At 36.9% G+C, this 16,020-nt stretch carries 17 protein-coding genes; 1 reads left to right on the forward strand and 16 read right to left on the reverse strand.

The window, feature by feature from the left end:
- Positions 1-82: 82 nt before the first annotated feature.
- From AB7942_RS06965 to AB7942_RS07035, 15 genes are all read right to left on the reverse strand, one after another.
- Positions 83-871: a DUF92 domain-containing protein gene (locus AB7942_RS06965; RefSeq protein WP_369446299.1), complete on the reverse strand. Its 789-nt coding sequence runs from the start codon at positions 869-871 to the stop codon at positions 83-85.
- A complete protein-coding gene (locus AB7942_RS06970; protein ID WP_369446300.1) occupies positions 868-1,434 on the reverse strand; it encodes a 5-formyltetrahydrofolate cyclo-ligase in 567 nt (188 codons plus the stop codon). The genes AB7942_RS06965 and AB7942_RS06970 overlap by 4 nt, the downstream gene beginning before the upstream one ends.
- 56 nt (positions 1,435-1,490) lie before the next feature.
- Positions 1,491-1,640 carry a 50S ribosomal protein L33 gene (gene rpmG, locus AB7942_RS06975; protein ID WP_066064234.1) on the reverse strand — a complete coding sequence of 50 codons (150 nt, stop codon included), beginning with the start codon at positions 1,638-1,640 and terminating at the stop codon, positions 1,491-1,493.
- Between the two features lie 110 nt (positions 1,641-1,750).
- The gene (locus AB7942_RS06980; protein WP_369446301.1) at positions 1,751-2,365 is read right to left on the reverse strand and encodes a hypothetical protein; all 615 of its coding nucleotides are present in this window, start codon (positions 2,363-2,365) and stop codon (positions 1,751-1,753) included.
- A 4-nt stretch (positions 2,366-2,369) separates the two neighbouring features.
- Entirely contained in the window at positions 2,370-3,638 is a 1,269-nt protein-coding gene (locus AB7942_RS06985) for a glycosyltransferase family 4 protein (protein WP_369446302.1), read from the reverse strand.
- Positions 3,631-4,182: a DUF4912 domain-containing protein gene (locus tag AB7942_RS06990; RefSeq protein ID WP_369446303.1), complete on the reverse strand. Its 552-nt coding sequence runs from the start codon at positions 4,180-4,182 to the stop codon at positions 3,631-3,633. Before AB7942_RS06990 ends, AB7942_RS06985 begins: the two co-directional genes overlap by 8 nt.
- 218 nt (positions 4,183-4,400) lie before the next feature.
- Positions 4,401-5,060, reverse strand: a complete 660-nt coding sequence (gene phoU, locus AB7942_RS06995) for a phosphate signaling complex protein PhoU (protein WP_335712159.1) — start codon at positions 5,058-5,060, stop codon at positions 4,401-4,403.
- A 13-nt stretch (positions 5,061-5,073) separates the two neighbouring features.
- Complete coding sequence (gene pstB / locus AB7942_RS07000) at positions 5,074-5,847, reverse strand: phosphate ABC transporter ATP-binding protein PstB (RefSeq protein WP_369446304.1); 774 nt, start codon at positions 5,845-5,847, stop codon at positions 5,074-5,076.
- A gap of 12 nt (positions 5,848-5,859) precedes the next feature.
- Entirely contained in the window at positions 5,860-6,681 is an 822-nt protein-coding gene (gene pstB, locus AB7942_RS07005; RefSeq protein WP_369446305.1) for a phosphate ABC transporter ATP-binding protein PstB, read from the reverse strand.
- A gap of 16 nt (positions 6,682-6,697) precedes the next feature.
- Positions 6,698-7,585 (reverse strand): phosphate ABC transporter permease PstA, encoded by an 888-nt coding sequence (pstA, locus tag AB7942_RS07010; protein ID WP_335712161.1) that lies wholly within the window; start codon positions 7,583-7,585, stop codon positions 6,698-6,700.
- On the reverse strand, positions 7,585-8,505 hold the full coding sequence (pstC, locus tag AB7942_RS07015; RefSeq protein ID WP_214713380.1) for a phosphate ABC transporter permease subunit PstC: 921 nt from the start codon (positions 8,503-8,505) through the stop codon (positions 7,585-7,587). Before pstC ends, pstA begins: the two co-directional genes overlap by 1 nt.
- 80 nt (positions 8,506-8,585) lie before the next feature.
- A complete protein-coding gene (locus tag AB7942_RS07020; RefSeq protein ID WP_369446306.1) occupies positions 8,586-9,500 on the reverse strand; it encodes a phosphate ABC transporter substrate-binding protein PstS family protein in 915 nt (304 codons plus the stop codon).
- A gap of 276 nt (positions 9,501-9,776) precedes the next feature.
- A complete protein-coding gene (locus AB7942_RS07025; protein ID WP_369446439.1) occupies positions 9,777-11,840 on the reverse strand; it encodes a peptidoglycan D,D-transpeptidase FtsI family protein in 2,064 nt (687 codons plus the stop codon).
- 206 nt (positions 11,841-12,046) lie between these two features.
- Positions 12,047-13,264, reverse strand: a complete 1,218-nt coding sequence (locus tag AB7942_RS07030; RefSeq protein ID WP_369446307.1) for an MFS transporter — start codon at positions 13,262-13,264, stop codon at positions 12,047-12,049.
- A gap of 110 nt (positions 13,265-13,374) precedes the next feature.
- Positions 13,375-13,983, reverse strand: coding sequence for a superoxide dismutase (locus tag AB7942_RS07035; protein ID WP_335712164.1), 609 nt, complete (start codon positions 13,981-13,983; stop codon positions 13,375-13,377).
- A gap of 354 nt (positions 13,984-14,337) precedes the next feature.
- On the opposite strand from AB7942_RS07035, the gene AB7942_RS07040 reads away from it, so the two are divergent.
- On the forward strand, positions 14,338-15,033 hold the full coding sequence (locus AB7942_RS07040; RefSeq protein ID WP_088088993.1) for a Crp/Fnr family transcriptional regulator: 696 nt from the start codon (positions 14,338-14,340) through the stop codon (positions 15,031-15,033).
- A 320-nt stretch (positions 15,034-15,353) separates the two neighbouring features.
- On the opposite strand, the gene AB7942_RS07045 is transcribed toward AB7942_RS07040, so the two are convergent.
- Positions 15,354-15,836 carry a DUF456 domain-containing protein gene (locus AB7942_RS07045; RefSeq protein WP_369446308.1) on the reverse strand — a complete coding sequence of 161 codons (483 nt, stop codon included), beginning with the start codon at positions 15,834-15,836 and terminating at the stop codon, positions 15,354-15,356.
- Positions 15,837-16,020: the final 184 nt, after the last annotated feature.

Below are 16,020 nucleotides of genomic sequence, written 5' to 3' on the forward strand. Positions count from 1 at the left end.
TCTTAAAGACCGGTTCCATTGTTTGCTTTAATACATTCACAGAATTAACGAATTTTTCCTGCTCTTCGTAACCCCAAAAAAGTTAGTTATTCAAATAAATGACTCCTATCGCTGACATAGCAGCAACAAAACCTGAAAGGAAATTCACCATATCATTATCTACAAAGATAGACCCTTTTATTCTATTTGTCGGCAAATCACAATGCCTCTTTTTTTCAGTCTCTATCCCGCATTTCACACAAACATATACCTGTTGGTAAAATGCACCAATCAACGTATCAATAACATTTCCGAAAAAACCAAAAAGGAAAACAAGAGCTGTTAAGAAATAACTTAAATCAAAAAGCCAAAATCCTATGATTGAAATTAGGAAGGAACCTGCAAGGGAAGCCAAGCTACCCAATAAACTGATTGCTCCTGATGTCCCCTTATCAACCCGTTTAAAGGAACGTATGTATAATGGTTCTTTTTTGCTTAAACTACCGATTTCCGAGGCCCAGGTATCAGAATTTGCACTAGCCAGACATACTATAAAGCCAACTAACCAGATCATATCATTGTTGAAATACTGAATGATACTGAAAAGCCCGGCCGCTCCTCCGTTCGCCCCAACCTGACGCCAATCTCTTGTAGCCCCTTTTGCAAGCTTTTCTTCTATTATGCTCTTATCACTACTTTTATATTTTGACCAAAAACTTGAAGAGGCAAAAAATACCCCAAGCAGGAAAAGACCATTTTCACCGAAGCCTAAATACACTGCAAGTCCAACTAAAATGGCAGCAAAGGCCCCTGATCTAGTCAAGGATTTGGATTTATAACCTGCCGCACCTGTCAATAGAATTCCAACGAAAATCAAAATCGCTATGATCATTTTATTTTGATAACTCCATGGTTTGTAATAATTTGGGAGACCGGTATATCATGCTCCTCAACAAGAAACTGTGGGACCAATTGATCAGTAAAGGCAAGTGAAATCGTCATACCGTGGTAATTTTGTAAATAACGATCATAATAGCCTCCGCCAAAACCCAAACGGTACCCTTCTTTTGTATAGGCTAAACCTGGAACAATCAATAGGTCAATGCTATCTGCGTCAACTTCCTGGGTTACTTCCTCAATCGGCTCAAATAGACCATAAAATACTGATTCCAGCTGAGAAAATTCATTTAAAGTTCTAAAGGATAGCCGTCTTTCATTTGGATCACATTTTGGCACAACAACTTGTTTTCCTGATTCCCAGGCTTTGCGAATCAATTGATATGTATCCACTTCTGGTTGTTTTGAAACCGTTAATCCAATAACTTTTGCTTGTTTCCATGCTTCATCCTCATAAAGTGTACAAGCAATTTTATACGAATAATCTTCGTATTGAGGTTTTGTAAGCTTTGAAAGTGTCTCTCTCATTTGCTTACGAATAGAGTTTTTATTATTCATTTTAGTAAGCTCCTAACTTTTAGACAACAAAAAAAACAGCAGGAAGCCCCTACTGTTTATTTTGTTTCGCGATGTGCTGTTGAACGTTTTTCTCTTGGGCAATATTTCTTAAGCTCAAGACGATCTGGATTATTACGTTTATTTTTTGTTGAAATATAGTTACGATCTCCACACTCAGTGCAAGCCAATGTAATATTCACACGCATGTTTATTTCCCTCCAAACAATTAAGCATTTCTTTCATACGACTTTTCCATAATATCATTTTTTAAAAGGAAATGCTAGTATGTTTTTTTGTTAATAAACTTTCATTCATTTCAGTTAATTTTCTTTAAAAGTGCTTCCTCCATTGAAATCAATTCACTTTTGTTGGAACCCGTCATGGTCCATGTGTTCATTTTAGCAATTCCATGCGACTCTATCGTCATTTTCATTGCAAAAATACTGGCCGCTGGACCTTTTGCCATGGGAAGATAATTCAAGTTCCCCTTTTGAAGTGAACTCCAAATTTGATCTGTAAAAACCTTCCACTGCGGCATGGCTGTATATTCTTTCATACCCACTCCATTGATGTCTCCATTAACTAAATAAATATTCTTATTGGCGAGGTGAAAAATCCTATAATCTGTTGGAGATACAAAAGCTAGGTTGTCTTGAATAACATTGGGAAAATAATGCAAAGCCAAGATCTTAATCTCTTTCATTTGCTCGCTGTGATTACTGACATACACACTTGAAAAACGAACTTTGGAGTGGGGTTGCTCCTGTTTCACTTGAATAATTATTTCTTCCTCTTGAAAGACCTTTTCTGTACAATCATGGAGCCAAACATACTTTCCGTTTGCCCATAAACCAGGAATAAATTGCAGCGTATCCGGCGGCAGTTGGTGGACAGGAGTCTGTTTATATTTTTGTTGTTCAGTTAGAGTCATCGTTTTACACCTTTTTTAAATTATTTGGTGTTTCTTTTTGTGCATCAGTATGAACACGTTTGTTCAATACAGTATCTTCCATTACCCTGCTTGTTTCGGATGCAATACGTTTCCATCCATACAGGCTTGTTACAATTTGTCTTCCTTTTTTACCAATTTCTTCAGCTTTAAGTGGATGATTTATTAGAAAGTCGATTTGTTCGAGCATGCTCTCTGCATCCCCAGGGGTCATTAGTAATCCTGTATGGAGATGCTTCACAATACCCTTCATCCCACCTGTATTGGATACAATCGTTGGTTTACCTAAGATCATCGTTTCAAGTACCACTATTCCGAAAGGTTCATATAAACTAGGAATGACTGCTAGTTCACTTCCAGCAATGAGTGAATTCCTTTGCTCATCAGTAACATATCCCACAAATGTAATATGGCTTTCTATATTTCGCACGTTAATTTGTCTTCGATACGTTTCGAGCATCGGTCCTTTTCCTGCTATCACAAAAAAGCAGTCTATTTCCCTCTCTTTTGCGATCGAGGCTGCCTCTATTATGGTTTCAAATCCTTTTTCTTTTACGATTCTACCAATAGAAAAAATGTATTTCTGATCCTTAAGTTCCGGAAATATTTCCTCTGTATCAAGTTCATTCAAGACAGGTTCAATACCATTTGGAATAATGGCTATCTTATCATTTTTCGCCTTAAAGATGGAGTTGAGAACATCTTTCATGTAATCGCTGCAAACAATAATTTGATCGGATTCGCAAATTAATTGCTGTTCCTTTTTATGAATAAACTGTTGCATTTCAGTATAAATACCGTTGTTCCTTCCATACTCTGTCGCATGAATGGTTGCTAGTAGTGGAATTTTCAGTGTTTCTTTTAATACAATCGAGGCTGAACCAACAAGCCAATCATGGGCATGTATGATATCAAAATGGATTTCCTCCGCTAATTGTTCTGCCTTGAAAGCCATAGCTAAATTAAGTCCACCTATCCACGAAAGAAAATTATCATCGTATTGGTTTAATGGTTTGACTCGATGAACATTTACGCCGTCCATATTTTCAAATGAAGGAAGATTACCATTTATTGCCGTTAACACATGAACTTCATGTCCTTTTTCTGCCAAATGAACGGATAATCCAAATACATGTCTTGAAAGACCCCCAACAATATTAGGAGGATATTCCCAGCAAAGCATCAGTATTTTTAAAGTCCGATAATTGGATGGGGTTTTATGCAAACCATCGAGCTGGGAGAATATATTATCCATTAATATTCTCCATGTTTTTTGAGTCCACGTAATAACTATACGTACTAACATGATCAATCCACTTTGGCGACTGCTCTTCATGTTGCTTAAGCTGGATTAGATCATGATTCATTTCAGTTCCATTCGGTATTTCCATCATCGGAGTTTGAATGGAATTAGAACGATATAGGGGGAAAAATTTCTGGTTGGAAATAGTAATCCCTAATTCTGCTACATAGCTGCGATTTGCAACCAATCCTTTGATGAACCAATGTCCTTTCTGATAAGGAACCGCGATTTCAAAAAAATGATGAGCATTTTTTCCGGTAAAAACCAAATCTGTTACATCATAGATCCGAACAACAGGGATAAGACTCTCAAAACTAAGATGAAAAAATAGTTCAATCATTTTTTTGGGTATTTCGGAAACTTCCCAGAAGAGAAGCAATTTGCGGGGGGTAACAAGCTTTGCGGCCAACTCACCTTTAATTGGAATAAAATCTGTAGATGGATTGTTAGTTATATTTCCTCCATCTCCTTTTAGGTTACTAATCTCATTAATCATGTCTTCCTCCATTTCTGCAAACAATCAATATATGCACCAAATTCCAAATTATGCTTAATACATGATAATTTAATCGTACCACCAGATTCAACCGCGCACAATAAACGCAAATTGTCGTTTCTTGAAAGACTTTAATATTAAATGCCAATCCGTTTCCCTTGTAAAATAAAAAAAGATAAGGCATAAAAATCCTCATCTTTAATAAACACTATTTATCATTAGTCATTTAAATTCACGCGGTTACCTGTCACAAGGTAAATGACATGCTCTGCAATATTGGTTGAATGATCTGCGATTCTTTCAATATATCTACATACAAACGCTAATTGAATAATTTGGTTTGTTGAGTTTGGATTTTGTGGAATATAGCCCAATAACTCTTGAATTAAGCTTCCAAACATTTTGTCCACTGCATCATCTTTATCCGCGCACTTCTTTGCCAACGTAACATCTTCTGAATAATAGGCTTTTATGGAATCAGAAACCATCTCTAAGGCCATTTCCATCATTTTTGGTATATCTATTATTTCTTTAAAATGCTCTTCATTGCCAATATGGATGGTCGATTTTGCTATATTTACGGCTATATCTGCAAAACGTTCAACCTCAGATGAAACCTTTAATGCCACATTTATTTTCCTAAGATCGGTGGCTACGGGTGATTGTCTTGCGATTAATAATAATGCTTTATCATTAATTTCATATTCTAACTCATCGATTTCATTATCACCATCAATAACCTGTTGTGCCTTTTCCATGTCCTGATTAATTAGGGCAATCATCGATTCTTGGATTGCGTGCTCCGATTTTTCGGCCATTTTTAATAGAAGATCTTTTAATTCTTTTAAATTATTATCAAAATTTGTCCTCGTACTCATAGTAGACACCTCATCATCCGAATCTTCCTGTAATATATCCTTCAGTCCGTGAGTCATTTGGATTAGAAAAAATTGTCGAAGTTGAATCTAGCTCGATTAATTCACCCATTAGAAAGAAAGCTGTTTTGTCTGAAACCCTTGATGCCTGCTGCATGTTATGGGTAACAATAACAATCGTATATTTTTCTTTTAATTCTAGGATCATTTCCTCAATTTTTAACGTAGAAATTGGATCTAATGCTGAAGTAGGTTCGTCCATTAACAACACTTCAGGTTTCGTTGCAAGTGCTCTTGCAATACATAGCCTTTGCTGTTGCCCCCCTGATAGGCCTAAGGCAGGAGCATTTAAACGATCCTTTACTTCCTCCCATAATGCTACATCCATCAGTGATTTAATGACAATCTCATCTAGATGCTTCTTTTTAGTGATACCATGGACTCTCGGGCCATAGGCAACATTATCAAAGATAGATTGTGGAAAAGGATTTCCCTTCTGAAAAACCATTCCAACATGTTTGCGTAGTTCGACGAGATCCATTTTCTTATCTAATATATTTTGCCCATTTAGATTAATTTCGCCCGTCATTTTTACATTTGGGACCATATTAATCATTAAGTTTAAAGTTTTGATAAATGTAGATTTTCCACAGCCCGAGGGACCGATGATTGCGGTAACCTCTTTTTTGTCAATTGGAAAGTTGATGTTTTTTAACGCATGATGTTCACCATACCATAAATTTAGGTCTTTAATATCAAATACTTGTCTGGTTAATGTTGATATTGGCACAACTTTCCCCCCTTATCCAAACCTTCCAGAGATATATTCCTCTGTCTTTTTAACAGATGGATTGGTAAAGATTTTTTCCGTATGATCATATTCAATTAAATCACCGCTTAAGAAGAAGGCTGTTTTATCGGAAATACGCGATGCCTGCTGCATATTATGGGTGACAATAATAATTGAATACTCTTTTTTTAACTCAACAATTAAATCCTCAACTTTAGCATTGGATATTGGGTCTAGTGCCGAGGATGGTTCATCAAGGAGCATGACAGTCGGTTTCATCGCAATCGTCCTTGCAATACAAAGACGTTGCTGCTGCCCGCCAGAAAGTGACAAAGCCGATTTATGAAGCCTGTCTTTTACTTCCTCCCATAATGCTGCTTTTTTCAGACTCACTTCCACCATTTCATCAAGTTTGCTTTTCTTTTTGATTCCTGCAAATTTAAGGGCGTGTGTAATATTCTCATAAATTGATTTTGGAAATGGGTTGGGCTTTTGAAAAACCATGCCGATTTCCTTACGGAGAGCAACGACATCTATTTGTTCCGACAGAATATTAAGATCTTCATATATGATTTCTCCCTCCGCCCTTGCTCCAGGGATGAGGTCATTCATTCGATTAATACTTCTTAAAAAAGTGGATTTCCCACAGCCTGATGGGCCTATGAGTGCTGTAACGGAATTTTTTTCAATATCAAGTGAAATCCCATTGACAGCTCGTTTTTCTCCATAGAATATTTCTAGATTATTTACCTTTAAGATATGTTCCTTTTGCAAATGGCTGTTAGACTGAACAGCTTGATTATCGGTCGATTCTTCTTTAAATGCTGTAACCATCCTATCTCCCCGCCCCTTATTTTGATGCTGTTACCTTTTTATGAATCATACTTCCTATCCACCTAGCTAATAAGTTAAATATTAATACCGATATTACTAAAACAGCAGCTGAACCATTAGAAACCTCTTCCACATCTGGAATTAACCCTTGTGTATTTACAGACCAAATGTGAACTGCAAGCGTTTCTGCTGGACGAAATATATTCAACGGTGATTGAGGTGAAAATGGATTCCAGTTTGCGTAATCGAGTCTTGGTGTTGAAAGACCGGCTGTAAATAATAAGGCAGCGGCTTCACCAAATACACGACCTGCAGCAAGAATCGCACCAGTTAATATCGTCGGAAAAGCACTTGGTAATAAAATGGTTTTTATCGTATGCCATTTGGTAATCCCTAAGGCAAGACTAGCCTCTTTCAAATCACTTGGGACGGCACGGATCGCATCTTCACTCACCCTTACAATTACAGGCAGGTTAAAAACCGTTAAGGCTAAGGCTCCTCCTAAAATGGTGTAGCCCCAGCCTGTTAAATTAACGAACATTAATAAACCAAACATCCCAATGACTATGGATGGTAAAGAGGCTAGAACTTCGATACAAGAACGGACCATGTCTGTAATTTTCCCCGGCTTAGCATACTCAGCCATATATATTCCACCGCCAATACCTAACGGAAGGGCAATTAACATCGTAATAAATAATATATAAAATGAATTGAACAATTGGTCACGAATTCCCCCGCCCGCACGTACATTGCTTGACGGAGAGGTTAAAAAGTCAAGCGAAATATGTTTAAATCCATTAATCAAAATATAAGAAAATAAACCAACTAATATAGAAATGATTATGATTGCAATGGCTATAAATACTCCTGTGGCAATCCGATCTGCAGTTTTACTGTTCATCACATTTTCCTCCTTGACGAAAGGTAGCGAATGAGGAGAATAAACGCAAACGACATGATTAATAAAATTAAGCCCATTGACCAAAGAGTATTATTTTCTACACTACCGTATGTTGTATGGCCCATGTTAAGAGTAATAATTGTCGTTAAGGTTGCTGATGCGTCTAATAAGCTTGTTGGTAAGTCTCTAACGTTACCGATGACCATTTGTACCGCAAGAGCTTCTCCAAATGCTCTTGCCATCCCAAGAACGATAGCAGTCAAGAGGGTAGGTAATGCAGCAGGTATTAAAACTTTTCTTATAGTTTGCCAGCGAGTAGCACCTAAAGCATACGAACCTTCACGAAGATTTTTAGGCAGTGAACTCATCGCATCGGTTGCAATTGTAGTTACTGTCGGCAAAATCATGATTGATAATACAATGGTACCTGAGAGCAAGCTAAAACCAAGTCCGCCCACATGTTCCCTGATAAATGGTACTAACACTGTAAGTCCGATGAAGCCATAAACTACAGATGGAATTCCGACCAAAAGTTCTATCACTGGCTGTAAAATTTTCCTTCCCCATGAGGGTGCAATTTCGGTCATAAAAATCGCTCCGCCAATACCTAATGGCGCTGCCACAATTGCTGCAAGAAAGGTTACCGCAAAGGAACCAAAAATAAACGGTAAAGCCCCATATTCAGGTTTTGCTTGATTTGTAGGATTCCAGTGAGTACTGGTTATGAACTCAATAAGACTTACACCATTTTTGATAAAGGATTGTAACCCCTTTGAACCTAGGAATATGGTTATCGAGATGGTTGCTGAGATCATGATGACAGCACACAAGATCACGAGAATTTTCCCGCGCAATTCCCCATCGAGCCAATTTTTCTTAGACCTTAACAATCTGTCTTTTGCAGGAACTAACTTTTCCATAATGCACCAAACACCCCTAAAATACGTCATAATAGGGTAAATGCTTAATAGCATTTACCCTTTCATTATTCAACCTGTTTTTATAGGTCTTTTTGATTTCCTTTTGCATCGCGCTCAACTTTCATTTTTGTTACAGGAAGATATCCTTGTTCTTTTAATAGTGTGTTTTGGATATCGTCAGACATTAAATAGTCAAGGAACGCTTTTGCAAGATCTTTTGCTTCACCTTTTGTATAAGAGTGTTGGTATGCCCAAACTGGGAATTTACCAGATTGCACATTTTCTTCAGTTGGTTCTACTCCATCGATTGCAAGTGGAGTAACAGATTCGTCAGTGAAGTATGAGAATGCAAGGTAACCCACTGCACCATCAGTTTCATTGATAATCTTTTTAACGGTGTTTGAAGAATCTTCCGTAATCCCTTCAGCAGGTGTGGCACCATCAAGGGCGAACTTATTGAATACTGCACGTGTTCCTGAAGAGTCCGGACGGTTTACAAGAACGATCTTCTGGTCTTTTCCGCCAAGTTCTTTCCAGTTTGTGATTTTTCCAGTGAAAACTTTAATTAAATCTTCCTTTTTAATATCTTTAATACCAACTTTAGGGTTAACTGCTGCTGTCATACCTACAACAGCTACTTTATGGTCAACAAGCTGATCAGCTGGAATACCTTCTTTTTCTTCAGCGAATACGTCTGAGTTACCAATTTGCACAGATCCTTCGGCAACTTGTGATAAGCCTGTACCAGATCCACCAGCGTTTACTTGAACATCAACATTTGGATTTTCAGTCATAAACTCTTCAGCAGCAGCGGCAACTAATGGTTGCATTGCAGAGGAACCTGAAACGGTTAACGAGCCAGAAAGTTCTGTAGTTTTATTATCTTTATTAGCAGCTTCATCTTTTTTATCAGTAGAGGCTCCACCACAAGCAGCTACAAATACCATTAATGCTGCTAGAGTAAGTAATAAGCCAATTTTCTTAAAGCTTTTCATTTGTTTAATTCCCCCTGTGAATTTGGTTTGTTAGTAATTTGTTCTGCCTTACATGTACAATAATAATCCGCAACTGTTAACCGAGTTTTAATTGAATGTAAAGGTTTTGTAAAGATATGTTGAGTTTGTGTAAATCAGAAAAATTCTCTAGATATAAATTGTCCTAAATACGTTAAATCAATACAGAGTAGAACTTAAAAATATAAAAAACACCTGCCTCAAATTGAGACAGGTGTTTCAGTAATATTAATGATCAGCTTGACTACTGTTTTGGGTTTATTCGTTATTTACTTCCTGTTGATCAGAGGTTGCATTTTTTTCTGTATTTTGACGTTCTTTCTTTAAGTCAAAGTACGCATCCAAGACTCTTCGGCCGATTAAATTATTGATGCTTGGACCGCTATTCCCTTGATATGCCCACGGTACGACAACAGCCATTGCCACCTCTGGATTATTAGACGGTGCAAAACTTACGAGACTTAGGTTCATTACTTCTGTCCCACGCTTTGACTTATCAGAACCGTCATAAAATGCCTGTGCTGTCCCCGTCTTTCCTGCAGGGTGATAATCTGCGCTCTTAAAGTAACTTACAGCTGTACCGTCACCCACCTGCATGACCATCCGAAAACCTTCTTGAACCCGTTTAATCCAAGATTGCTTCATATCTAAACGATTTAATACTTTCGGCTGAATTTCCTCAACAATAGGACCCAATTCATTATTTTCCATTTCCGGTTCGCGAATTTCCTTAACCAGATGCGGCTGGATCCGATTCCCACCATTTGCGATTGTGGAGACGTACTGTGCGAGTTGGATTGGTGTATACGTATCATACTGACCAATCGAAAGGAAAAGAAGTAAACCAGGAGTCCTTTCAGGACCTGGAAAGCCGCTCATTTCATTAGGTAAGTCAATCCCTGTACGCGTACCTAAACCAAATTGACTAAATGACTGCCGCATAGTATCAAAGGCAGAATAATCTAATGGGAGCGGTTGATTTGGTCTATATTGGCCACCAGCCATCGCAATAACAGTTTTCCACATATATACGTTGGAGGAGACCTGTAGTGCCCTTAAATCATTTATCCTGCCAAATGTCCTCCATGAAGACATGACAGGTGAGCTTGCTATTCTCAAAGGCTCATCTAGTTGTGTAGATCCTGGTTGTATTGCCCCAGTTTTATATCCAGTTAATATCGTCGCCCCTTTAACGGCTGACCCAACGTTATAAGAAGTGGTAATATTTCCTCCCGCAAAGTCCTTCATGACTGTTTTTCCTTTTTTATCTTTACCAATTTGTTTTCCTGCCAGTGATAGGACTTCACCGGTATGTGGATCCATCAGAACGACGAAGGCGCGATCTAGAAGGGAGGTATTCGGTTTTTGCTTTGCACTCCACATTTCTTCTTCGATGATATCTTCTACCTTCTTCTGAAGATCCATATCAATGGTTAAAACAAGATCTTTACCCCTTTTTCCTTCCGAAACTACTTCAGTTGAAAGTATTTTCCCGGACTTGTCCGTTACATTTTTCACTTTTGCCTTTTGACCATGTAATACATCTTCATATTTTAATTCAAGATAACTTTTTCCAACTCGGTCATTACGGCTGTAGTCACGGGCCATATACTTTTCTAATTGCTCCTTAGGAATCCCTGCATCGGAGGAAGTTACATCTCCTAATATGGATTTTAATGTATCACCGAAAACATACTTTCGTTCCCAATCAGTTGTTGTATCAACACCAGGTAAGTTTTCTAAGTTTTCACTAACAATCGCAAATTCTTCAGGTGTAACATTTTTATTTTTAACAATTTGTGGCGTCAAGGCATAACCACTATTAAAGTCCCTATAGATGGCAAGGGTTTCAAGATCTTCTCCAATAATACTGTTTACTTCATCCTCAGTTATTCGATCGATCTGAAGTTTATAAATTTGCTTATCATCCAATTTTTTTTGTTCATATAATGCCCATTCTTTTTTCGTAACTTTTGCTTCTGCTTCTTTGGGATGTTTTAAAATCCAATAATCCTTTTTATCACGAACAGGAACTTTCGATGTATCCTTGTTTATGATTTTTGCTAATTTTGCCGCGCTTTCCAACATTTCCTTTTGGGTGGTTTGTTGATATTTTGTGTAAGTAATCGCGTTCAAGGGTGTATTATCAACAATGATTTTACCATTGCGGTCGAACATCTTCCCCCTTGGTACAGGGTTATTTACGGTAATATCTTCCGTCCGTTCAATTTCACGTTTAAAATCATCACCAAATACGATTTGCAATTCACCAAGTCTAAGTATAAGGATAGAAAATAGCAAAAACACGACAAAGAATAACATGTTTAAACGAAAGGGCACATGTTCCTTCTTTTTTTTCTTTTTATTATTCAAGGTATATAAACACTTCCTTTTTTCACGGCTTAAAGTCACTTTCTCTATTTTAAAGGATAATTCCGCTTTTATCTATGAAAAACCCTTACCATTTTCAGCATAAAAGCCTCAGTGAAAAATGAAAAATGCGGTGAGTAAATAAAATACTCATCGCATTACGTTGCTGGTAAATGTACTCTTTTAATAAAAAGATAGATGCATGTGTGCCCTGCACCCAAAGCAAGAAGTAGGATTGGTATACTGATTTCTGCATTAAACCAAGTGATAGCAGCTAAAAAGGATAATATGGAAACAATCCTTCCCAAATTCAAGAATATTTCCCGAACTACAATGTACTCAATCCTCATTTCTGCTGCTTTCCAACCTGTTCCAATCACGTCATATGTAGTGGACATATATGGGACGAGCAAAAGCGGATAGGCAATCGCAATCATCCCGCCATAGATTAACAATTTGACAAAATTCACGTCCCAAACAATTAACAGGACAGACGCATATAGGATAAGTCCACCAATAAGAATCGCTTTTTTTCGAAACTTTTGTTTAATTAACCTAGACGCAAGATAATACGCTATAAATGATATTCCTGAATTAAGGAGACCAAATGTTCCTAAAGACAGTTCACTTCCTGTCGAAATATAAACAAGCACTGATATGACAAATGCAAAGGTCCCTTCCCTCAGTCCCTGGAAAAAGTTAGCGTTTGTAATCAAACGCCAATTTTCATTTTGTTTTCTTTCAATAAAGATCTGTTTAAAACAATAGCTTCCTGCCGATGGTCGTGGTTTCAATGAAAAACTCATAAAAACCGCAAGTGCAAATAAAGCTAGCGACATCCCAAAAACAATGGTATATCCAGTGAATTTGTCAAATCTAGTTATGATGATTCCAGCAGCGATTGGTCCAATCATTCCACCCGCAGACGATAATATCCCTAAAAAACCATTAAAAAAATCTCTCGTATCTGGTTCAGTGATTTCGAAAGTTAACACATTATAAGCAAGCCAATAAAACCCATAACCTACTCCTAACAGACTTCCTAATAAAAGTAAATAAGTAGAAGCCTTTGTGCCAGCGATTAAAACCATGACATAGAATAACGCTAAAAAAATCACACCGATTCTAAGCACGATTACTCTGTCAATTTTCTTGGCCCATCGGCCCGCTAAAATGAAGGTGAGCAGCTGTAAAACAACAATTGATAAATTAAAGAGGGCGATATCTGAATACTTACCCGTTTGTTTCCATAGATAAATATTTACAAACGTATTGGATAAAGCAACACTTAATGAATATAACCCACCAATAATCAGCAAAAGTGATAAATCTTTTGTTAGTTTAACATCACCTAGAATCTTAAATTTTTTTGCCATAAAAAACTCCCCTTTATCTTATGGGTAGTCTTTAACAAGCAAGTTTTTCTTATTCACTTATTCAAATCCAAAAAAAGAAGACAGCCTAAGCTGCCTTCTTACCATTGCTATTATTTTGCTTGACTGTAACGTTTTGAAACTTCATCCCAATTTACTACATTCCAGAAAGAGGAAATATAATCTGGGCGTTTGTTTTGAAATTTCAAGTAGTAAGCATGCTCCCATACATCAAGACCAAGAATTGGAGTTTTACCTTCCATTAATGGAGAGTCTTGGTTAGGCGTACTTGAAACTTCTAATTCTCCGCCAGACACAGATAGCCATGCCCAACCAGATCCGAAACGAGTAGTTGCTGCTTTAGCAAACTCTTCTTTGAAGCTTTCGAAACTGCCAAATTTGCTGCTGATTGCGTCAGCTAATTCACCAGTAGGTGCACCGCCGCCATTTGGAGAAAGGATTTGCCAGAATAATGAATGGTTAGCATGACCGCCGCCATTGTTACGAACTGCTGTACGTGCAGCTTCTGGAACCGCATCCAAATTAGCAATAACTTCTTCAACTGATTTAGAAAGTAATTCTTCATTACCAGCTAAAGCGTTATTTAGATTGGTTACATATGTGTTGTGATGTCTAGTGTGATGAATGTTCATTGTTTCTTTGTCAATATGTGGTTCAAGTGCGTTTTCTGCATACGGTAATTGTGGTAATTCAAATGCCATGATTATTCCTCCTATGTATATGGTGATTTTTTCAGCCTTAGAATTTAGAATATTTCTAAAGCTTTCCATTTTAAGATACCAAAGTCAGTGCTCAGTTTCAAATATAATGCTTAGGCTCTTAACATAAATACCATACCCTTAATGAAGGATTTTATTCTAAATTTTATTAAAACGTAATCCACTACCGTTCCTATCAATTATTCGAAAATTTGTCACCCTTCATCCAAAGGGCAATCTGTCAACGATTTTTGTCATATCCGACTTTTGTCACTACCAATTCATGTAAGGGCTCTATTGACACCTTGTTAATAATTTATTTTAATTAAAGAGAAGGGTGCCAAGGAGTGATTTTCTATGCAGAAAAGTAGTAATTCTATATATAATTTACTAGTTTACTTTTACGAAAAAAAAGAACCAATTCAAAAGATTAAAGCCGGTTCCGTTCTTTTTCAAGAGAAGGACCCTGCCCAGTATGTTTTCTTATTGCTTAAAGGAAGTATTTCACTTGGAAGAGTTCATTTACGCGGCAAGGATTTTATCTTAAAAATCTTAAATGACCAGGAATTAATTGTAGAGTATCAACTTTTCAAACCATCTCCTCATTATCAATTTTACGCAAAAACGATGACAGATTGTGAAATGATCTTTATCAAGAAGGAGCAATTTGAAGAATTTATTAAAAATGATCCAGAAGCAATGAGCGCTCTTGTTGCATGGCTAAGTACAGGTTATTTAAAGGCACAAATGAAATGCCAAGACCTAATTATGAATGGTAAAAAAGGCGGTTTATATTCTATCCTCATCCGCTTATCTAATACTTATGGAATTAAGACAGAAGATGGAATTCTTATTGATCTGCCCTTAACACATCAAGAATTAGCTAATTTAACCTATGGGACGCGTGAAGTTATTCAACGAGCCTTAAAAGATCTTCGCGAGAAAGAGATCATTACCTACGATAATCAAAAGTTTACTATAAAAAAACTCAACTATTTAAAAGAAGAAGTTGACTGTCAAAATTGTTCCTTTGAAATTTGCGGATTAAATTAACCAAACAAATCCACCCATATAAGTGGCTCAGGCTGTCGAAAAACTTTCGATAGCCTTTTATTTTAACCACTTTCTTTAATAATTCACCGCATTAATTCGCTATAATATAATAATATATAGGATTTTCAACTTGTCTGTTGATTTGCGCTCCAGGCGCTTCGCTCCCCGCGGAAAGCGAGTGCCCGGAGCGGAAATCAACAGGCCCTTTAGCAGGAGCAATCAATTACTAAAAATCGGGATTTTAGATTCAGACAAAATAAAAAATCACCGAGAAAACGACCCTTTCTCGACAATCAAAGCCACCCATATAGGTGGCTTTTTTACAAGACTAAAATGAAAAAATAAACAATCATAAGAATTTGAATAATTGTTTTTGTAATAACACTGCTTACAAATCCAATGACCGAGCCAAAACCAATTTTAATACTATCAGTGATATTTCTTTTGTTGAAGATTAATTCAGCTCCTATTGCCCCGATAAATGGACCAATAAGGATTCCTAAAAAAGGGATAACAAATGGTCCAACGATAATCCCTATCGTACTTCCCCAAATTCCGGCCTTGGAACCTCCATATTTTTTAATTCCAATCATATTAGCAATAAAGTCGGCAACAAATAAAAGTACAATAAACAAACCTTGAATCAACCAAAAGTACCATCGAAAGGGTTGAAAATTAAAAAAGACTCCATATAGTAAAAAGCCTGCCAATATAAATAACACACTTGGAACAATCGGATACACCAGACCAACAAATGCAACAATAAATAACAAAATGATGATACTCCAATAGACCAATTCCATTTTATCCATCCTTCATAAAACTTTTTCTAGATATTTTATACAGTTTACACTTTCCTTCATACGATTAAAACTTGGAATAGGTTTCAAAATATTAAATTGAGTTGCTGTCATTCTTGTATATAACCTTTACTAAAGATACAATAGATGCTGAAGCAATCATTTGTGATTTAATGTATAAAGGTGG

The sequence above is a fragment of the Neobacillus sp. BF23-41 genome (genome assembly GCF_041106275.1).